Consider the following 19,218-nt stretch of genomic DNA (forward strand, 5'->3'; position numbering starts at 1 on the left):
TTCTTATCTCGACTTTATGACAGGTGACATCAAGTATTATCGTGGGAGTAGAATGCAGATGGTGCAGTTTGGCGTCCGCGGCGTTCGCCGGGCGAAGTAAGCGGTATCGCTGGAGCGGTTCGATACATTGTGAACTATCGGAGGTGCGCGATGCAGTACTACGACGCGTTGGGCCATCTGAACGGCACGTTCGATCCGGATTCGGGCACGTTTCATGACGAGAGCGGCCATCTGCTGGGCAGACTCCATCTGAATTCGGGGCAGGTCTTCGACAGCTCCGGCCACCTGGTGGCCACCATCGACCACGACGGCAACGTCTTTGACGATGACCACCACCTCGTGAGCCGGTACAACGATCACACCCATTCGTTCCACGACGCCTACGGCAATCTGAGCGGTCATTTCGATCCGTTCAGCATGTCGTTCCACGACGGCGTGGGGCACATGATCGGCTCAGCCCACCCGACTACCCCGGCTGAGATTCACGACCACTACTCCGCCATCCGAGCCCATCTGCTCGATCAGATTCTATAATTCGGCTCATCGCGGAAACTAAGAGCTGCTAGCTGGGTTTACATCCGTCAGTGATGTTTAACCGCATGGGCAATATTCGAATGACTGCCACCGGGGTTTCACTCCTGGACCCCGCCGAGGGAATACGATCCCCTCGGGCTCCCCGGTCTTTTCTCCGTGATCAAGCCAGGCGAGCGACGGACACGGGGACGGGACGACGGGGCGAAACGGCGAACCAGACAATCTTACAGAAAAGAGAAGATCCAACCTCACCGCATTCCCCTGTTGTTCCGCCGGAATCGGCGCCCCGGCCTCGGTGCCTTGGCCGGGCCGTCCATTCCTGAGAACGCGCAAGGATGAAAGACTCCCCGGCCCGCCGCTGCGGCATAAAAGGCCGCCGCCCCTCTGCCTGCGGCGGGATCCCCTCCATTTAATCCTCGCGTCCGGCCGGGGAGACTTTCGTTTTTCTTCCCACTCGCCTGGCGGTGAGGGCTGGGCTCCGCCTCTGGCGTCGGTCGCCCGTCCTCCGGCGGCCGGCCGCGTCGCTCCCGCCAATGCCTGCGGACGCCTTCCGCTTGGCAGTCGCGCCGCCGATGGCCGTCCTCGCCGGGTCCGGGCGGGCCGGGCCGGCTGACGGCGGCCCGCAAGCCGCCCGCCACCGCATACGCGCCCCTCCGGGCTCGGCTGAGCATAAACGGCCTCCTCCCCCGATCGGGGTCCCCTCCAATTATCCCTCGGCCTCGCCACTGCGTGACGCGGCGGTGTCACGTCCGCTCCCGCCGGCTTGCTACCGGGCCACTTCGTCTCCCGGCCCGGCGTCTTGAGGTCATTTTCCCGCCTGGCCCTTCAGCTTGGAGTGAAAGGGCCAGGCGGAAAAATTTGCTTGGCGGGTTCCCAAGGAGGCACGACATGAACAAGAAGACCGATTACGCGGAAATGGCGAAGCGCTGCATCGCCCACCTGGTCCGGGAGAGCCAGCTCTCCAGCCAGCCGGTGACCAACCCGGAGGAGGCGGCCCAGTTCGTGGCCCTGGCCGTGGTGGCCGGAGGTGACCCGGGCCGGGAATGCGTCGGGGTCCTTTGCCTGAACGCGGCCGGACGGGTGACGGACGTCCGGATACTGGGCGTCGGCACGGTGAACCAGGCGCCGGTCTACCCCCGCGAGGTGGCCAAGGCGGCGTTGTTGTCGGCTGCAACGGCCGTGATCCTCTTCCACAATCATCCTGGCGGTCAGTGCCGCCCCTCGGCCGAGGACCTGGCTCTGACCCGGACCCTCGCGGAAGCGCTGCGGCCGCTGGACATCGAGCTCCACGACCACCTGATCTTGGCCGGAAACCAGGTCTACTCCACCACCTTCGGCCGGACCGTCTCGTTCGCTCCAGAGGCCCGGACCCTTTTCTAATTCTGATCCATCCGGGGGCCGCGCATCCATGCCACGCGGGAAGGAGATTTCATCATGGTGAACAAGGTTCAACTCATCGGCCGGCTGGGCAGGGACCCGGAGGTCCGAGCCACCCAGGAGAACGTGGCCTTCGCCCGCTTCTCCCTGGCCACCGACAGCCACTGGACCGACCGCAACGGCGACAGGCAGAGCCGCGCCGAGTGGCACAACGTCCTGGCCTGGGGGCGCCTGGCGGAGATCTGCGGCGAGTACCTGCGCAAGGGCCGCCTCGTGTTCGTGGAGGGCCGCCTGCAGACCCGCTCCTGGGAGGACGAGGCCGGCCAGCGCCACAGCCGGACGGAGGTGGTGATCCACGACCTCAAGATCCTGGAGCCCAAGCAGCCGGTGGAGGCGCCGCAGCCCCCGGCGGACACCGCCGCCGAGATCCCGTTCTAAGGTGGCTCATTCGGAACCGAAAAGCCCGGATCGCTCCGGGCTTTTCGGTTTTATCTGTACTATTTACAAAATTCTCTCTCGGTGATGGTTATAATTATTCGATACGAGGGAGGTGATTCATGGGTCATTCTGAACCGGTTCGCAGCATTTTTTATCTCTTTCTTTTCATAATTTTTGCCCTGTGTTCTTGCGGAATCGCTGGAGACGGTTCGACTGAAACCACAGTTGTTTGGTATGGGGGGGGCGGTCAGATTGGGGGTTCACTTGCGGTCGTACATTCCAGCGGTATGAATATCATCGTTGACTGTGGCGCTTTGTATAACGCGGAAGATGACAGCCGCAAGCAATCAGCAAAAAAATCCGTGATTCCATTGCCAGATGATGTGATCAAGGGGAGCGCCCTATTGCTTACACATGCACATCTTGATCACTGTGGGCGGTTGCCCCAGTTGGTCAGGGCCGGGTTCAAACAGCCGATTAACACTACACCCGCAACTCGCGAGCTACTTCCGGTGATGCTAGAGATGGCCATTCGCTATGGATCATCCGACCGCACTTGGTATTGGTCTGCCAAGTCCGTCAAGCAGGGGAGTAGAGGCCCGTTCGTGACTGCGCATTGGCGAGAAAACTGTGAATGGGGTCAGAAAATTTCTCCCGTCAACCGCCGTCAGGTGCAGGGTAACCATGACGAGGTATCAAAAAAAGAGCAAGTTTTTCTGAGGCCTTGCGACAGTTGTGTTGAAGAAGAACTGAGGTCCATTCTTCAATTAGTGCAGGTACGTGAGATCGGTCAAGTTTTTCCAATATCGGGACATCTAAATGCATCTTTTTTGGCAGCCGGTCACATTCCAGGGGCGGCCTCAGTGTTGCTAGCTCCCTCCAAATCACCCGAAGGAAAACGATTGTTATTCTCTGGTGACATCGGCAACGATCTTTCACCTCTTGAGTGTGCTCCCACTCCGGCTCCGCCAGCGGATCGGATCTGGTTGGAAGCCACCTACGGATCGGATATTCGAGCGAAAGATGCTACTCCTGAATTGAACAGGTTCAGGCAGGAAATTTCCACGGCGGTGGCCAATGGAGAAGTTGTATGGATCCCGGCATTCGCATTGGATCGGACACAGAAGGTACTCTACCAATTAGGGCTCGCCCGAAATGAGGGGAAGTTGCCTTCAACCATTCAGGTATTTTGCCCTTCGCCGTCGGCGGCTAAAGTGAGTGCGATATACAGAAGAGAACTCAGCCAACCATCAACCACGCATTGGTTTCGGCCAGAACTGTATCGTATTGGACCATCGGCGTTCCCTGAGATGGTCAGAAAACTACCGGGAACACTCCCACGGCCTTCTGTCCTCGTGACTACCAGCGGCATGATGGATGAGGCTTTTTCAGAAGATCTCTTGGACGATCTTCTGCCACAATCCACAACCCGTGTTTTACTGGTAGGATGGGCTGATCCAAAGACGCCGGCGGGCTTGTTGGCATCCGGAGCTAAAAAACTGGAAAAGAGAAGTCGAGACGATCCAAACCAAATAGTACAAACAATTGGTGTCCGCGCGAAGGTCTCACAATACAAAATTTTCTCGGCTCATGCCGATTTGTCGGATACTTTGTATTGGTTATCACGCCAAGATAAGAGGACCGAAATCAGATTGGTTCATGGAGACCCCGAGCAGTTGGCCGCACGCCAAGCAGCCCTGATCAAAGCTGGGTTCTTAAATGTGAAGATTGAGCGAGCGCAACAGACAAAACCCATTTCCGGAAAGTAATCCATCTCGTCCTGTCGTCCAATGAGGCTTATCCCATCGGAATTGACCCAACTCGTTTGAATGATCCGCCCTCGCCCCCTTTGAGGAGTGCAGCGCCGGATCGCCCCACCTGGTTCTCCTCCCTCCGGTCGTCCTCGAGGGCGGGCCGATCCGTCGATGCGGTTCCTGCCACCCACCCGCCCGCGATGGCGTCCACCGAAGAAATCGGAATTCAGAGAGGCGGGAAGCCGAAAATTCACTCGAGTGCAGGATACGGATTGTGTGTACAATTCGCTCCGCTCTTGTCCACCCAATCCCCTCCCGCTGACGCGGTCGGCCTGCCAGGGGGATACCCCCTGGACCCCGCTGTATCGATCACCAGGAGTGAGGGGCGGCGGTGGTTCGTCGATTCGCAGTGACTCAATCAAATATTTTCAGTAAACCCTTCTCAGGCAATCGACGGTTTTCCGGATTTCCTCGACTAGTTTGGCGGGTCTGAATAATTTGGCATCTTCACGGAAGGAGAGGATCCACGACAGCACCTCCCATTCCGATGAGGCGGTGAAGATGATCCGTATCGCATTTGGGGCAATTCGGGTGAGCTGCTGGTCAGGGCTCCATATCCGTTCCGAAGCATACTCGGCGGCCCAATCGTAAAATTCAGCTTCCACCTCGAATGATTTTTGCTTAATCACGCCGAAGTGCCGGTTGAACGCCGCCTCGAAGTCATAGTCCTTGGGGAATTCAAAGCGGCGGTCGGTCAGGGCGGCGGCCTCGATCCGGTGGACAGCCAGCAGGGGCTCGATGTCTGGTGCTGGTCCCCGCTTTCCCGGGTCGCGAGCCAGTCGGCCGTGGAGGTACATGGTCTCGCGGTGGGAGAAGATTTTGAACGGCTTGATGTAGCGGGTTCTGGCGCGGGGCTGTTCCAGCGGCTTGTACTCGAGCTTGACGATCCGGCCCTCCTCCATGGCTTGAATGAGGGTCTTGATGGCGGCCTGGTGGGGGGTGTAGTCGATGGTGCCCGGGCGGAAGACGGCGAAGTGGCGGTCGCTGCGAGTGCCATCACCGGAGAGCAGCGCCTGGCTCTTCTCCAGCGCCCGGGTGGATTCCTGAAACAGCTTGTCGCCGAGAAGGTGGGCGGTGAAGTCACGGCACATCAGCAAGAGGTTGAATTCCATTTCCGAGAGGGTTTGCGGCAGGGGACGACGCTCCGGACGGTGGAGCCGCACGTACTTCCGATTGCCGTCGTACCGCTCCTCCAACTCGATCCGGTAGGCTCGCCTCAAGTCCTCCAGCAGACGCAGAACGGTTTGCTTGGAACATTGCAGGAGCTCGGCCAGACGTGTCAGCGAATACTCCTCCCGGGTGAAGAGAAGGCGCACAAACAGGCTGATGATCTTTTCGCCATAGCTTCGATAAGTGTGCTGCTTGGGGGGCATGAATCGACTCCTTGCAACAGTTGGGATGCACAGCCTCCGATCACCCGGCTGGTGAAGTTCAACAAACGTTCCGAATTATGGAACGATATCATCTTATGCTCGACCCGAAGGCTGTGCAAGGAGGATCTGAGAAATGCACGTCAACAAACGTACCCATCGTCTCCAACCCGCGTGCATCGGGGATGGACCGGCGGCAAACTCGTTGGACCGGAACGAGCGGGCCCTGCGGCGACGCTGCACCGGTTATGTTCGCCGGATCTTGGCGAAGTACCCCCTCTGGGACCGCGACACGCTCGAGATGCTGGGCCTCCTGCTGCAGCGGGACGTGGAACCCATTCAGCGACTGGCCCTCGAACGGCTGAATGGCGAAATCCGGAGCCGCTTTGAGGCCGATCTGGCGGAGTGTCGGTTTGATCCCGACCGTTGGCCGCGGGTGATGGAAGAACTCCTGCCTCGATGCAGCCGTCACATCGAGCGGGACTTGGGACCGCTGGTCCTTCAACTGCTGGACCGGCGGGAACGGATGCTGTCCGTGCGTGGTCATTGTGATTTTGAACGACGCGGCCGCGAGTTGCAACAGATGCTGAACCTGTCCGACAGCGAACGGGAGTTGGTGATCCTCTTGTTTATCCTGACGATCTGGCGGCCGGCTGAGGGCTACTTCGTGGATCACCTCCAATGCCAGACCTATGGCAACCGTAAATATCTGTCGGCTATGCTGGATATTCCGCAAGAGGAAGTGACCACACTCCTGACTGGAGCATTGGGGCGGCTGGGAGTATACCAGCTGGACAATTCGTGGTTTCGCCTGGCCGATGAATTTTTGAACATGTTCCAGAGACCGCAGGCGGAATTGACTTCCGCGGAGCTGTTTGTTCGCCTGCCGCCGCCAACCTTGCCGTTGGAACGGCACATGGTTCCCCACGAAACGGTGGAGCACCTGTGCCGGTTGCTGGCCAAGCGACCGCCCACCGCCACTCACGTGCTGCTCTATGGGCCACCCGGCACCGGCAAGACGAGCTTCGCCAGGGCGCTGACCCGCCGTCTGCGGATGCCCGCTTATGAGGTGGTCTCCGGAGAAGCCAACACCACCGTCAAGCGGCGCGCTGCCATCCAGGCCTCTCTCAACCTGACCAACCACGGCCACGGCGCGCTGATCATCGTGGACGAGGCCGACAATCTGCTAAATACTCGCGGTGCCTGGTTCGAGCGCGGCGAGACCCAGGACAAGGGCTGGCTCAACCACTTACTGGAGCAGCCGGGCGTCCGGATGATTTGGATCGCCAACGACCTGGAGGGGATGGAGGATTCTGTCCGCCGCCGCTTCGCCTACAGCGTCGCATTTCATCCCTTCAGCCGGGCCCAGCGCGTCATGGTCTGGGAGTCGGTTCTGCGAGCCCACCGTGCGAGGAAGGCGTTTTCCAAGGCCGAGATCGCCCGCCTGGCCTCCCGCTATCCCTGCGCTGCCGGTCCGGTGGACTTGGCGGTACAGAAGGCGCTGGAAGTGGCCGCTCCGGGATCCGACGCATTTCGGCAGGCTGTCCATGCGGCCATGGACGCCCATCACGCCCTGTTCCACCAGGGCCAGGCACCGACGGACTCGGATCCGATCGAAACCAACTACACCCTGGAGGGGATTCACCTGTCGGCAGATCTGCCGGCGCTCCTCGGCACGCTGGACGCCTTTGACCGGCAACAGCGGAACGGAGTTTTCGGCGGACCGGTGCGTAGCTTCAATATGTTGTTCCACGGCCCGCCGGGCACGGGTAAGAGCGAGTTGGCCCGTCACCTGGCCCGCCGCCTAGAGCGGGAGGCGCACTGCAAGCAGGCGGCCGAACTGATCGATCCGTTCGTCGGGATGACGGAACGCCGCATCCGTGAGGCATTCCTGCAGGCCGAGCGGGATGGCGCAGTGCTAATCATCGACGAGGCGGACACGTTCCTGTTCCCCCGCGCCAACGCCACGCGCTCCTGGGAGATCAGCTTCACCAACGCGTTCCTGACCACCATGGAGCGCTACCGGGGGATTCTCGTCTGCACCACCAATCGCCTGACGGGGCTGGACGAAGCCTCGCTGCGGCGATTCCAGCACAAGGTCGGATTTGGTTGGCTGACTCCGGAGGGGGCGGTGATATTCTATCGACGTCTGCTGGCCCCGCTGACGGAACATCTCCTGGACCCGGCGTCCGAGACGTTGTTGCGGTCGTTGGGCACATTGGCACCGGGGGACTTCCGGACGGTGAGAGACCGATTCGGGTTGATGCCGCCGTCGGAAGTGATGCCGGCAACACTTGTGGCGGCTCTGGCGGAGGAGGTCAAGCTGAAGCAAGAGCACCACCGTACCGGCAGGAAGATCGGCTTTTAAAGTATCGACTCAAGGAGGTAGCTATGGCGGACCATTGTATTTTCTGCAACTCATCTTCGTACGGACCGTGCAGCCGAAGCCAGCACGGCCGGCACCAGCACGTGGGGGATGAAAAACACTGTGTCTTCTGCGGCTCCTCGAGCTACGGCCCGTGCTCCCGGAGCCCCCACGGCCAGCACCAGCACGGCCATGGGGCGAACAAGTGCGTGTACTGTGGATCGACCTCCACCGGCCCATGCTCCCGCAGTCCGCACAGGCGTCACGAGAAGTAGTGCGCCATGATGCCAACGGATAGGAATGCAGCGCCGGTGGATGATGATTTCGATCTGGATTGGATCTCGCTGGACAACGGATGGCAGCTGGTGATCTGCGACGAGGAGGCTTGGGCGGAGATGGGCCTGACCCCTGCCGGTTTCAGCCGGATCGTCGATGCCCTGCAGTCAGCCACGGCCGGCCAGCCGGACGGCCGCAGCGCCGTGTCGCAAGGGGAGGTGGAAGCGATCGTGACCGGGCGATTCTAATTCACCGCACCGAACTGCGCTTCCAACTCTAATGATCCGGGAAGTGCAATGTGATTTGAGATCCAGATATGAATGGATCAGCATGAATCAATCTTGGATTCGGTGGGACCGTAATGAACCTTTACCCGAACATTGACAGGTTGCTGTTGGGCAAGGTGGACCGTCGTTTGCCGGAGACCATGCTGGTTCTCTGCGCGATAGACACCCTCTGTCTAGATGACGCCTCGATGCAAGCTGGATTGACTGTCCGCCGGGAGCTGGTTGGAGCGGTGGATCCGCGTGGACAAGCGAAAGCGACTTGTAGAACTACAATGAGTTTAAGGATAATTGATAAGATATCCGAGCGAATCGAATACCGATCGTGTGATATTCTAAATCAATAAGGATATATCCAATTATCAATCTTGTTCAGCAGATATTGGCTTATTATTTAAGCGCATAGTGATTTCCAATTGCCTTTTCATCAGCACGAAAAATATGCGGGCACGATGGATTGGCAATCGAAGAGACATTGTTAAGCATTCCTGACTTTAACGTTTGGCTGAAGAAATCGAGGCTAAACGCTTCGCCCCCAAATCACCTGTCACTGGATAAATGAAAAGGAGAACACTGAATCTTGAAGTGAGAATAAAAAAGCCGTTGCGCAATTCTTTCACAATCGAGGAAGCTGAAATCGATTAAAGAGCCTAAGGATTGGATGTCTCTGACTCGAGATATTGAGGTCCTTGATTCTTGATTCGGTTTTTGAGATCTGATAATAAGCAGAGTACTTATATCAGCTGATTTGTAACTTTGTAGGAGTGAGGTGTGAAGATGAGAGGTATACAGACAGTGGCTATAGTCACCTTTCTGGGATTTGTCGTTTTCCTAAACACCAGCTGTGGCAAGAGCAAGAACGTGGAGAAAGCGGAGGAGTACATGGCAGATGGGTTGTTCGACGAGGCCATCAATCTTTTGGAGTTGGAGGTGAAGGCTGAACCGACCAATGCCGATGCCCATTACCTGTTGGGAGAGGCGTATCTGTTCAAGGGGCGGGAATCGAAGGCGGAGGCATCATTCGATAAAGCAATCTTGTTGGAAACGGCCTACAAAAACAAACAGGGAGAAACGTATTTAAAGGTAGGAATGCGGAAGCTCGAGGAAGGCGAACTCGAGAGCAGCAGAAAGCTATTGCGGCAGGCGAAGGAGCTCAGCCCGGAACTGGCTTCAGAGATCGCCAAATGGTTTTATGAGAAAGGGAGGAAGTTTGCGGACAAGGGGGAGTCGTCCCAACGGGTGATCGAATACATGAGCATGAGCAATGAGTGGGATCCGGCATATCGAGAAGAGATAGTGACCTATTGTTACAAGAAAGCGGCAGAAATGATGGAGCGGGAGCTCTTCGAGGACGCAAATCATTATGCGCAGTTTAGCATTCAGACAGATCCCGCGTATATTGATAGGGTGCAGCAAATGTACGCAGGAATAACGGAAATATACATCAAGCGGGAGGATGAAGAACAGGCAAATAGATATCTGAGCATATTAGCCCAGATGGATAACACGAAAAGGTTGGTCCATGATCTGGAAACCAAGATCGGAGCAATAACAATCAAGAAGCTGGATAGTAGTTTTGTCCGGATCCCAGCGGGGCGGTTCACTATGGGCTCACCGGTCGGGGAAGAGGGCAGAATAAGAGACGAACTACAGCACGAGGTCACCATCTCCAGTCCATTCTACCTGCAGAAGACGGAGGTGACGCAGGGGCTGTGGGTAGCCGTGATGGGGAGTAATCCATCGAACTTCCAGAACGGTAATGATCATCCCGTGGAGTCCGTTTCGTGGTACGACGTACAGGAGTTTCTGGAAGAGTTGAACGCGCGGGATCCGGGGAAAAACTACCGGCTGCCCACGGAAGCGGAATGGGAGTACGCCTGCCGGGCGGGGACTAGCGGGGCGCGGTACGGCGAGCTGGAAGCCATCGCGTGGTACAGTGATAATTCGGGCGATCAACCCCGTCCGGTAGGGAAGAAGCAACCCAACGCGTGGGGGTTGTACGACATGCTGGGGAATGTGTGGGAGTGGTGCCAAGACTGGTACGGATCTTACTCATCATCCCCGGTGACGGACCCCACGGGACCCTCGTCGGGCTCGCTCCGGGTGTTGCGCGGCGGCGGCTGGATCTACCGCGCCCCGTTCTGCCGGTCGGCCCGCCGGGTCGACGGCCCGCCCAACTTCCCAGTCGACTACATAGGCTTCCGCCTCGCCAGGTCTTTGCCATGAGCCCTTTCACTATTTGTGAGCGATTGCTTTCCTGCCGGTGCTTTGCAACGGCCGTCACGGACAGGGGCTAGGGAGGCGCAAAGCGGGTGAAACACGGTGGCAACTGGGACAATACTCCCGGTAGCCTCAACAACAACCTAGGTTTCCGTCCCGCCAGGCCATGACTCCGGTCCGATGCGACCCGCCCACGGTCGCGCCGTCCGCGCCCAGCGCTGACCCGCGCCCTGGACCGGTTCCAACCCCGGTCGAAAGCACACGCCCCCGCTCCGGGTGTCTGATAGACTTTACAGCTCAAACGCTGTCCAATGATGCTGTTTCGAAAAACCACAATCGGCAGATCCTGTCTTGGTCGGGCTAGGAGGAGCCGGGGAACATGCTGTGATGGTGCTATTTGCGGTGCAGGCGCAGTTCGCGTTTGTAAAAAATGATCATCGTGCTGTGGGGCTGCGGTCACTACCTACGTTTCTGTTGCAATTCCATGGCAGTCCTGGAAATGGGGGGCACGGGCGGGGAGGAAGAGCTGGGGGATGGCCGTCTCAGAGATCCCGAACGAGGACAGCTTCACGATCGCCCGGAAGTCCGGGATGTGCATGAACTCGGAGGGTAGCATCAGCTTCTCGATCTTGTCCTGGTCGTTGATGGTCTTGCGGTCGCCGATGTCTTTCGGGGAGAGCTGGCGGCCCTCCATGCGCTTGACAACCTCCCGCTCGCCGATGGAGCGGGAGAGGAACTCGGCAGTGTCGGGGTCGTTGAGGCGCAGGAAGAAGCCGGTGTTGAAGTTGTTGTAGAAGGTCATCTTGTTTGGTTTGCCGTAGACATCCTCGATCTTGCCCAAGTCCTGGTTGGCCACCACCAGGCCGGCGCCCTTGGAGCGGCCCACCGTCAGCAGCTCGAAGAGGACCGAGATCTGGTCCAGGCTGCCGATCTCGTCGATGCAGAACCAGAGGCGGCGATTTTCCTCCCTCGTCGTGTCGGGCAGGCTGAGCGTTTCCCGGATCATCAGGTCGAAGGCGAAGGTCATCAGCGGCCGGAAGGTCTCGGCGTAGTTCTTGATGTTGAGCAGGAACAGGTTGCCCGGGCCGGGGCGGCGGATGAAGTCCCGAAAGGAGAACTCGCCGTCCAGGTCGGTGACGAAGCGGAACCAGGAGATCTTCTCGGTGAGGGTCGAGATGACCGAGGCGGCCGGGCCGGAGCCCTTGCTCTCGATGTGCTTCAGGGCGCCGCGGTCCTCCACGGGGAGGGTCTTGAGCTGGCGGATGATGTCCTCCAGGCCCTGAGAGAAGAAGTTCCAGATACATGCGTTGGTGCGGCAGCCTTGCGCGTGCAGGAAGCGCAGGCCGGTGGCGAACACGTCCTTGGCGGCGTTGTTCCAGAAGGGATCGGCGTGGGTCTCGCGGGGCGGCTTGAAGACCACCTGGGAGATGATCTCGAAGTCGGGCGGGGTGCGCAGCTCGTTGAAGAAGCTCCAGCGCAGGGAGCGGGCGTCGAAGGGATAGAACACCCGGTCCGACTCCGGCTCGAAGTGTTTTGACAGGAATTCCCCCTTCACATCGTAGACGATCATCTTCTCGGCGGTGCGGTGTGTCCGGATCCGCTGGCGCACCTGGGCGATGATCTGGTTGAAGAGAACGCTCTTGCCGGTGCCGGTGGTACCCATGATGAGGATGTGCTTGGTCTCTAGATCGCGGGGGAAGGTCAGGCCGCAGATGGTGAGATGGTGACCTGCGTTCCCGCCCTCGGCCCGACAGGCCTCCTCCAGGGTTTTCTTCAATTGAGGCAGCGACACCTTGAAGGCCCCGCGCAGGAAGCGGGTGGTGGTCATGCGGCCGGAGGCGTAGACGAACACCAGGATGTAGGCGACGGTGAGCAGGTAGGCGGCGAAGGACCACCGGCAAACCCGGGCGGCCTCGTTCTCGAAGCGGTCGATGTGCGGCCCGAACAGCTCTCGGAGCTTCAGGCGGTAGGCGGAGCTGCGGACGGAGAGCGATCCATCGAAGAGGGGCCGCAGTTCCGCGGGGACCAGGACTTTGTTTTCCCAGCCAAAGAGCCGGAAGGATGGCAGGTAGTATTTCAAAAGGACGTTGGATGGCAGTCGGAACGAGGCACCGGAGGGGAACTTCAGCTCGAACTCGCGCAGATAGCTGCGCCGGACGCCTACCCCGATGACGATCGCCTGGGCCAGCAGGCCGAGCAGAAAGCCCAGCAGGACTAGCTTGTAGTACATCTTGATGTCGGAGGTGATGGCCTCGTGGGCCTGGTAGCCGCGCATCGATCAGGACTCACCACGGAGACACGGAGGGCACGAAGGGTGAACACATCCACTGCGGATGAGCCGGGCTGGATACGATTGCACGCGGATGAAGGATGCGCCCTCGGGGATGATCCCGACGGATCGTGACTGCCCGGAGTGGGTGGCCAGTTTCAGGCTTTCTTGTACGGGACCCGGATGTCTCGGGACATGGGAAAGTGGCGTTGGTTGAGGGTCACGAGCACGGCCCCGGCCTCGGCGGCGGTGGCGGCGATCACCGCGTCGGCCAGTCCCACCCCGTGACTCTTGCCGTAGTCGCGCCGCCACAGACCGCCTTGCCGGGCATTGGCGTCCGTCACCGGAAGCACCTGGAAGATGCCGACGAATGCGTCGAGCACTTCTCGTTCCTCGCCGTCGCGGACACCGGCATAAAGTTCGGCCACGGTGATCGCCGAGAGGGCCAGCGGACCCTTCTGCGCCCGCAGATACCGCACCGCCTGCGGATGGCCGCGCAGGTAGTCCACCAGGACGTCCGTATCGATCAGCAGCCGTTCCGGCATGGACTACTCCCGATCCCACTCGGTCCGCAACCGCTCGAAGTCGGGCAGGTCGTCCCGGTCTTCCCACAGCCCGCAGGCCTGTTCCAGCGCCTTCCGGCGGTTCACCTCGCCCGAATCGTCCAACAGGCGGTCGATGGCTTCCCGGATGAGCCGGCTCTGCTTGCGTCCGGTCCGCCGGGCCAGGGCCTGGAGCTTTTTCTTTTCTTCCTCGGTCAGGTAAATCTGGGTGCGGATCACAACCACCCTCCAAACGATGTATATGAGTAATGTATATGAACACGACACCGATTGTCAACTGAACTTCCGGCATTTTCATAACTCCGGTTGCGCGCCCCGGGTGCGTTCCCGCGTCCGGGACAGATCGACGTTCTTGTCGAAGGAGATCTCGGGGTCGGAATGACGCTTGAGGTCGAATTCGTCCCGGAAGTTACACTGCTTCCCGGTATAGCGCTCCCAGAGGTGTTCCTTCAGCCGGGTGAACTCGGCCCGCAGTGCCTCGTGGCGTTCCGAAAGACGGTCCAGGTATTTCTCCAGGGTACGGAGCAAGGGATAGACGTTGTCCTTGAACGTCAGCCGGCCAGCCGTCTCTCCAAGTCGCTCATCAAGCCGGCCACGAACTCGTTCACAATCCGTTCGCAGTCGTCCGGATCGGCCGGGGGATCGCTCGGCTCCGGGCTCGCGTCCCCGTTCGAGGCGGACCAGTTGCCGCTCGACCCGTTCGACCAGTTCCCGCTGGCGGCCTCGAGTGCCCGCAAGCGCGTGGACAATGCGGTCCACCTCTCGCTCCACTCCGCCGCCCACGTCGCGCAGGAAGTGCGCCAGGCCTCGTTCAGCCGCTCGATCGTGGTCACGCACTGCCGCTCCTGCTCGGCTTGCCAGTCCTGCCACTCCGCGCAGCGGGCCGTCAGCCGCTCGTTCTCCGCGGCGAGCCAGGCCAGGTCCGCGGCTTGCGCTTCGATCCGCCGGTCCTGTTCGATCGTGACGGCGAGGAGCCGGTCCAGCGTGCTCTGCTTCCTTTCCAAGAGTTGCCTGGCCTCTTCCAAGAGTCGCTCCTGCTGCCTGCAGGCGCTCAGCAATTCGTCCTTTTTCACGTTCGTTCCTCCGGATGTGGGTGGCCGCCACCGAGACGCTCCGCGCGGTGGGCCGTTCCCCGATGATCTGGCGAATCTCGTCCGGCGCCTGGCCATCCCGGCGCAACTGCCCGTAGCGTCGCCGCCACTCGGCCAGGGAGATCTCCCGGTCGCGCACCGCCTCGCGGTGCCGGTCCGCCACCTGCTCCCGGCTGGCGTCCCGATTCATCGCCCGCTCGTAGATCCGCGCCCAGGTCTTGTCGAAGGACTCGTAGTTGCGTCGATCCAGGTCCAGCTTGTACCCGTCGGTCTTGCGGGCGGTCAGCAGGATGTGGACATGGACGTGCTCCGTGTTGCGGTGCACCGCCAGCAGGGCGGGATTGTCCCGGAAGGGAGTCTTGTCCAGAAATTCGCGGGCGAGGGCCAGGGCTTTATCCGAATCCACCGGGCGTTCGAAGGAGAGCACCACCCGGTAATTGCGGCGCTCGCCCCGGCCCCGCTCCGCCTGCCGATCGAGATGGTCGGCCACGGACCGCTTCTGCTCGCCTTCGGTCCACCCCAGCCGGGCGTGATCCGGCAGGTGGCGGGTCTCCCAGCGGTCGCAGGCCTTGTCCCGCAGGATGTAGCGGGCATTGGCGCCGGTGCCGCCGGCGACCCGGCTGGAGGAGACCTTGCAGAGCGCCCCGCTCATTCGTCCAGCTCCTGGCGGAGGGCCTTCAGGCTGCGCTCGAACGCGGCGCGGGTTTCCTCCGAGAAGTGGCCCTGGTGCATGTGCCGGACCGCCTGGTTGAGCAGCACCCCGATCCGGTGCAGCTGGCGGTTGGCCAGCTGGTCGTAGCGGTGGCGCAGTTGCAGGCCCAGTGTGGCGCTCCGGACGTACTTGGACAGGGTCACGCCGGCCTCGCTCGCGCGAGCCCGCAGGGTGGACTTCTCCGCTTCGGTGAGGCGCAGCGCCAGGCGCCGGTCCCTGGGCATGGGTCCTCTTCAGAAGAACTTGACGGGCCCATCGTTGACCCGCCAGTGCTCCTCCGGGCGCACCAGTTGGATGATCGTGGTCTCTGTCCTATCCTCCAGTCCGATGGCCCGGCCGAAGGGGGACACTTTCAACCGCCGGGTACACGTGACGGTGGCGCCTCGGTCAGGAGCCAGGCTGAGCACGCCGGTGATCGAGTCGATGGAGACGAGCTCGCGGGTGAGGTACGTGGCGATGGTCCAGCCCTTCTCCCGTTCCAGGATCCGGTTGTTGCGGCGCATCTTCTCCGTGAGCTTCACCTGGTAAGTGTATTTCTTGACCTGGCCATCGGTTCGCTCCCCGGTCTCTACCGTCACCAGGCCGGCCTGCTCGAGCTCCTCCAGGTGCTGGTAGTTCTTGTGGAGGTAGTCCGCCAGGCTGAGCTTCATCCGGGCCAGCAGCTTCTGGTTGATCTCGCCGCCAGCAGTGAGCATGAGGAAGCAACCCTCCTGCTGCCACCAGTCTGGGGTGTCCGCGTAGTGCCGCCGGATCGTCTCGGCGGCTGCTTCCTTGGCAAGGGCCTGGGCGGGTGCATCCTGGGCCAGGCAGAACACGCCGGCAATAATGACGATGGGAAACAACAATGCTTTCATGACCAAACCTCTGGTATGGGAATGTCGCGCAGCCGCAGCTCGTCGAGAAAGGAAGGCCGGCCGGTCGATTCGAACCGGCCGGTGAGGCGCCCCCGGCCGTCGCGGCCATCGAGCCGGAAGCGGTACAGGGAGGATATATGGTAGGGTGGGAAGGTGGGCGAAGCGTCGTAATCGAGGCCGTCGACCGCGACGATCTCCAGGATCTTCCGGCTCTCGTCGGGAAGCTGGCCGAGGTGCACCACCGCCCGGATGGCCCGCGAGACCAGCTCCTTGACCGCTCGGGCGGGGATGTCGAGGCCGGACTGGAGGACGAGGTTTTCTAGGGCCACCAGGGCGTCATAGGCGCTGTTGGCGTGCACGGTGCTCATGCCAGCGTGGCCGGTGTTGAATGCCCGGATCAGCTCCAGCGCCTCGGCCCCGCGCACCTCGCCGACGATGACCCACTTCGGGTTCATCCGCAGCGAGTTGCGCACCAGGTCCTGGAGCGTCACAGCCCGGTCGTCCTCGTGCAGGGCGTGCTTGCTCTCCAGGGAAGCCCAGAGCGCACGGGGGAGGGAGATCTCGCGGGAGTCCTCCACCGTGACCACGATCTCGCCCTCGGGGATGAAGCCGCCCAGGACGTTGAGCAGGGTGGTCTTGCCCGAGCCGGTTCCGCCGGAGATGAGGATGTTCTTGCCAAGGGCGACCAAAGACCTCAGGATGGCCAGGCCCGTTTCATCGACCGTGCCGAAGCGGAGTAGGTCGTCCGCCCCGAATCGCTCCTTGGGGAAGATGCGGATGGAGATGCAGGCGCCTTGCGGGTAGCAGGGCGGGATCACGATGTTGACCCGGGAGCCGTCGGGCAGCCGGGAGTCCAGGATGGGGTGGTTGGCGTCCAGGCGCCGGTTGATGATCTCGGCGATGCTCTCGGCGGCCAGTACCAGGTCGGCGTCGGAGTGCCAGGCGGCCTCTACCGGCTGGATGCGAGCCCCTTGGCGCTTGATGTACACATCCCGGTGGCCGTAGATGAAGAGGTCGGTGACGGTTGGGTCCTCCAGGTGCGGCGCGATGGGGCCGAGAAGGTACTTCAGGAGCTCCAGGTTGAGCTGCTGGCCGACATTCATTTGGACACCTTCTGGAGCAGGAGCTCGGCGATGATGTCGGAGGCGTCCACCAGGGCGGCCGAGAAGCCGTCCCGGCTGCCGACGCCGAAGCGCCAGAAGAAGGATTTGCCAGTCTTGGTGTTGGTGAAGTAGACCTCGACCATGATCCCCGGCAGGCTCTGGACCGTCTGGCGAGGTTCCGCTCCCACCAGGCAGAGGCCGATCCGGGCAGCGGCCCGGCTCTCCAGCCGGAGGCCACGCTGCCGGAGGGCCTCCCGCAAAACCTGAGTGAACGCCTCCTGATAAGGCTGGGTGGACGAAACATTGCGGATCGGGTCCAGGCAGACGGCGCCTCCCGGCCAGGCGAAGCCCTCGTCGTACTGATAGCCATAGTAAGCGTTGCCCCGGAGACGGGCATAGACCTCCGGGGTGAAGAAACGGCCGATGCTCTGGGGGTCGGTCCGGAGATCCGGGCAGTCCTCCAGGAAGGGCCGCACCGCCGTGACCTTGGCCAGGAACTCCAGGTCCCGCCGGCTGGGCTCGGCCGGTTTCTGGACAGACGATTGGGCCATCACCGCGGACATGAGGAGCAGATAGAGTAGAAAAAATCTACCGCCGGGCATAGCTGCGCTCCGCGACCCGGGCGTAGGGGGAGACCAGGATGTCCTCGGTCAGGAAGACCTTCATCCGGTACCCCTGACCCACCGTGATGGTGGGGACGATGTTGGTGTAGCGCTGCATGACGGTGTTGAGAATCTTCTCGAAGTTGTCGGTGGTGTCCTCGATGACGTAGGCCCGGCCGGAGTAGGGGTCGGTGTGCTGCTGGGCGGCCGCCCCGAGGCCCTCCAGCACGCCCACGAAGATGGCCGTGCCGAACTGGAGCAGCCAGTGCCGGTTCACGTCGGTGGCCGCCCCGAGCGCCCCGGTGGCGTCCAGGGCTGTCAGCGCCCGCCGGCTGCCGGGGAAGGCGATGGAGTGGCCGCCCGGCAGGATCAGCCGCTCGAAGCGGATGAACAGGCGTGCAGCCCCCATGTAGTTGACCACCTGGCTGCGGCCAAGGAGCCGGGCGCCGGCGGGGACCACCACGAAACGGCCCGAGTCGTCAATGAGGTCGCGGCTCACGGCGCAGACCACGGGGCTCTCCTCGGTGTCGGAGACTATCCGGTGGGTGAGCACCGTGTCGATGAACTCCCCCTCGGCGACCTTCACCGGCAGGAGAGGGCCGAAGACGACGGAGTTGATCTTTTCCTTCTCTCTGCCTTCTGCCTGTTTCTGTTGAAATCGATCGGGTGGATTGGGCTCCGCCGGTTGCCGGAACGAAGCCGTGACCGCTTCCCGGTCGCTGGACTTTTCCGCTACCTGGGGATCCTCGCCGTCGAAGTAGGTGGCTTTCTTGTAAGAGCGGCTGTAGACGAACATGGGCTGGCGCTCCTGTTCTTTCGCGCGCTCCCGGCGGTCGTCCTCGTACTTGCGCTCGCCCAGGCCGTTCTCCCGGGTGTCGTAGACATACCGGTTCGGATACGCGGCCGCAGGGGTCTCCCCCTCGGCCTGCTGCCGCTTCAGGATCCGCTCCACCAGGCTCATCCGGTTGGCCCGCCGCTCCACTTCCTCCGGGCTCGGGTCGTCGCCGCTGTCCGAACCGGATTCGTTCTCCCGGCGGTTCTGCATCAGGAGCTTCTCCAACTCGGACGACGGCGAGTCGCCCGGCTGGCCCCGATCCACGAAGGGCTGGTCGGCCAGGGAATCGGCCTTGCGCTGGGCCTTGGCCTGCTGCCGCTGGTCGAAGGCCTGCTGGGCCAGTTGGTCCTGCGTCACCTTAGGAGATGGGCTGCCGTCGCCCGAGTCCAGGGCGAAGAGCAGGGTCAACACCCCGGCGAACAGGATCACCAGGCTTCCGGCGAGGACCAGGAGCAGGTGCCGGCCTTTCTTCGGCGGGTCCGCCCGGTCCTCGGCCACGGTGGTGTTAGGA

General features: G+C 61.3%; 17 protein-coding genes. 7 read left to right on the forward strand and 10 right to left on the reverse strand.

All coding sequences use genetic code 11. From position 1 onward, the window contains the following. The first annotated feature begins 150 nt into the window (after positions 1-150). The 4 genes from KA354_23220 (at position 151) to KA354_23235 (ending at position 4,118) form a co-directional block, all read left to right on the forward strand. Positions 151-534 carry a hypothetical protein gene (locus KA354_23220; GenBank protein ID MBP7937562.1) on the forward strand — a complete coding sequence of 128 codons (384 nt, stop codon included), beginning with the start codon at positions 151-153 and terminating at the stop codon, positions 532-534. Between the two features lie 888 nt (positions 535-1,422). Beyond that, positions 1,423-1,914, forward strand: a complete 492-nt coding sequence (locus KA354_23225) for a JAB domain-containing protein (protein ID MBP7937563.1) — start codon at positions 1,423-1,425, stop codon at positions 1,912-1,914. Positions 1,915-1,968: 54 nt separating this feature from the next. Beyond that, positions 1,969-2,349 carry a single-stranded DNA-binding protein gene (locus KA354_23230; GenBank protein MBP7937564.1) on the forward strand — a complete coding sequence of 127 codons (381 nt, stop codon included), beginning with the start codon at positions 1,969-1,971 and terminating at the stop codon, positions 2,347-2,349. Positions 2,350-2,468: 119 nt separating this feature from the next. After that, on the forward strand, positions 2,469-4,118 hold the full coding sequence (locus KA354_23235; protein ID MBP7937565.1) for an MBL fold metallo-hydrolase: 1,650 nt from the start codon (positions 2,469-2,471) through the stop codon (positions 4,116-4,118). A gap of 413 nt (positions 4,119-4,531) precedes the next feature. Here KA354_23235 and KA354_23240 read toward each other — a convergent pair whose 3' ends face one another. Further along, a complete protein-coding gene (locus tag KA354_23240; GenBank protein MBP7937566.1) occupies positions 4,532-5,536 on the reverse strand; it encodes a WYL domain-containing protein in 1,005 nt (334 codons plus the stop codon). Positions 5,537-5,669: 133 nt separating this feature from the next. On the opposite strand from KA354_23240, the gene KA354_23245 reads away from it, so the two are divergent. From KA354_23245 to KA354_23255, 3 genes are all read left to right on the forward strand, one after another. After that, positions 5,670-7,901, forward strand: coding sequence for an AAA family ATPase (locus KA354_23245; GenBank protein ID MBP7937567.1), 2,232 nt, complete (start codon positions 5,670-5,672; stop codon positions 7,899-7,901). A 278-nt stretch (positions 7,902-8,179) separates the two neighbouring features. Next, a complete protein-coding gene (locus KA354_23250) occupies positions 8,180-8,422 on the forward strand; it encodes a hypothetical protein (protein MBP7937568.1) in 243 nt (80 codons plus the stop codon). A gap of 807 nt (positions 8,423-9,229) precedes the next feature. After that, positions 9,230-10,684, forward strand: a complete 1,455-nt coding sequence (locus tag KA354_23255) for an SUMF1/EgtB/PvdO family nonheme iron enzyme (protein ID MBP7937569.1) — start codon at positions 9,230-9,232, stop codon at positions 10,682-10,684. A 457-nt stretch (positions 10,685-11,141) separates the two neighbouring features. On the opposite strand, the gene KA354_23260 is transcribed toward KA354_23255, so the two are convergent. The 9 genes from KA354_23260 to KA354_23300 all read right to left on the reverse strand — a co-directional run. Beyond that, entirely contained in the window at positions 11,142-12,953 is a 1,812-nt protein-coding gene (locus KA354_23260) for a type IV secretion system DNA-binding domain-containing protein (GenBank protein MBP7937570.1), read from the reverse strand. A 152-nt stretch (positions 12,954-13,105) separates the two neighbouring features. Beyond that, the gene (locus KA354_23265) at positions 13,106-13,492 is read right to left on the reverse strand and encodes a type II toxin-antitoxin system VapC family toxin (GenBank protein ID MBP7937571.1); all 387 of its coding nucleotides are present in this window, start codon (positions 13,490-13,492) and stop codon (positions 13,106-13,108) included. A gap of 3 nt (positions 13,493-13,495) precedes the next feature. Next, positions 13,496-13,729, reverse strand: a complete 234-nt coding sequence (locus tag KA354_23270; protein ID MBP7937572.1) for a ribbon-helix-helix protein, CopG family — start codon at positions 13,727-13,729, stop codon at positions 13,496-13,498. 75 nt (positions 13,730-13,804) lie between these two features. Next, positions 13,805-15,253 (reverse strand): relaxase/mobilization nuclease domain-containing protein, encoded by a 1,449-nt coding sequence (locus tag KA354_23275; protein MBP7937573.1) that lies wholly within the window; start codon positions 15,251-15,253, stop codon positions 13,805-13,807. Further along, complete coding sequence (locus KA354_23280; protein ID MBP7937574.1) at positions 15,250-15,537, reverse strand: hypothetical protein; 288 nt, start codon at positions 15,535-15,537, stop codon at positions 15,250-15,252. The genes KA354_23275 and KA354_23280 overlap by 4 nt, the downstream gene beginning before the upstream one ends. Positions 15,538-15,546: 9 nt before the next feature. Beyond that, entirely contained in the window at positions 15,547-16,167 is a 621-nt protein-coding gene (locus KA354_23285; protein ID MBP7937575.1) for a hypothetical protein, read from the reverse strand. Next, positions 16,164-17,270 (reverse strand): CpaF family protein, encoded by a 1,107-nt coding sequence (locus KA354_23290; protein MBP7937576.1) that lies wholly within the window; start codon positions 17,268-17,270, stop codon positions 16,164-16,166. The genes KA354_23285 and KA354_23290 overlap by 4 nt, the downstream gene beginning before the upstream one ends. Further along, complete coding sequence (locus KA354_23295; GenBank protein MBP7937577.1) at positions 17,267-17,872, reverse strand: hypothetical protein; 606 nt, start codon at positions 17,870-17,872, stop codon at positions 17,267-17,269. The genes KA354_23290 and KA354_23295 overlap by 4 nt, the downstream gene beginning before the upstream one ends. Beyond that, positions 17,859-19,218, reverse strand: a 1,360-nt coding sequence (locus KA354_23300; protein MBP7937578.1) for a hypothetical protein, incomplete at its 5' end; no start/stop codon positions are given. The genes KA354_23295 and KA354_23300, both read right to left, overlap by 14 nt.

This window comes from Phycisphaerae bacterium (assembly GCA_018003015.1).
Taxonomy (GTDB): domain Bacteria; phylum Planctomycetota; class Phycisphaerae; order UBA1845; family PWPN01; genus JAGNEZ01.

Coding starts and splice junctions, on each gene's coding strand:
- KA354_23220 (MBP7937562.1), top strand. CDS start 151: ATGCAGTACTACGACGCGTTGGGCCATCTGAACGGCACGTTCGATCCG.
- KA354_23225 (MBP7937563.1), top strand. CDS start 1,423: ATGAACAAGAAGACCGATTACGCGGAAATGGCGAAGCGCTGCATCGCC.
- KA354_23230 (MBP7937564.1), top strand. CDS start 1,969: ATGGTGAACAAGGTTCAACTCATCGGCCGGCTGGGCAGGGACCCGGAG.
- KA354_23235 (MBP7937565.1), top strand. CDS start 2,469: ATGGGTCATTCTGAACCGGTTCGCAGCATTTTTTATCTCTTTCTTTTC.
- KA354_23240 (MBP7937566.1), bottom strand. CDS start 5,536: ATGCCCCCCAAGCAGCACACTTATCGAAGCTATGGCGAAAAGATCATC.
- KA354_23245 (MBP7937567.1), top strand. CDS start 5,670: ATGCACGTCAACAAACGTACCCATCGTCTCCAACCCGCGTGCATCGGG.
- KA354_23250 (MBP7937568.1), top strand. CDS start 8,180: ATGATGCCAACGGATAGGAATGCAGCGCCGGTGGATGATGATTTCGAT.
- KA354_23260 (MBP7937570.1), bottom strand. CDS start 12,953: ATGCGCGGCTACCAGGCCCACGAGGCCATCACCTCCGACATCAAGATG.
- KA354_23265 (MBP7937571.1), bottom strand. CDS start 13,492: ATGCCGGAACGGCTGCTGATCGATACGGACGTCCTGGTGGACTACCTG.
- KA354_23275 (MBP7937573.1), bottom strand. CDS start 15,253: ATGAGCGGGGCGCTCTGCAAGGTCTCCTCCAGCCGGGTCGCCGGCGGC.
- KA354_23280 (MBP7937574.1), bottom strand. CDS start 15,537: ATGCCCAGGGACCGGCGCCTGGCGCTGCGCCTCACCGAAGCGGAGAAG.
- KA354_23285 (MBP7937575.1), bottom strand. CDS start 16,167: ATGAAAGCATTGTTGTTTCCCATCGTCATTATTGCCGGCGTGTTCTGC.
- KA354_23290 (MBP7937576.1), bottom strand. CDS start 17,270: ATGAATGTCGGCCAGCAGCTCAACCTGGAGCTCCTGAAGTACCTTCTC.
- KA354_23295 (MBP7937577.1), bottom strand. CDS start 17,872: ATGCCCGGCGGTAGATTTTTTCTACTCTATCTGCTCCTCATGTCCGCG.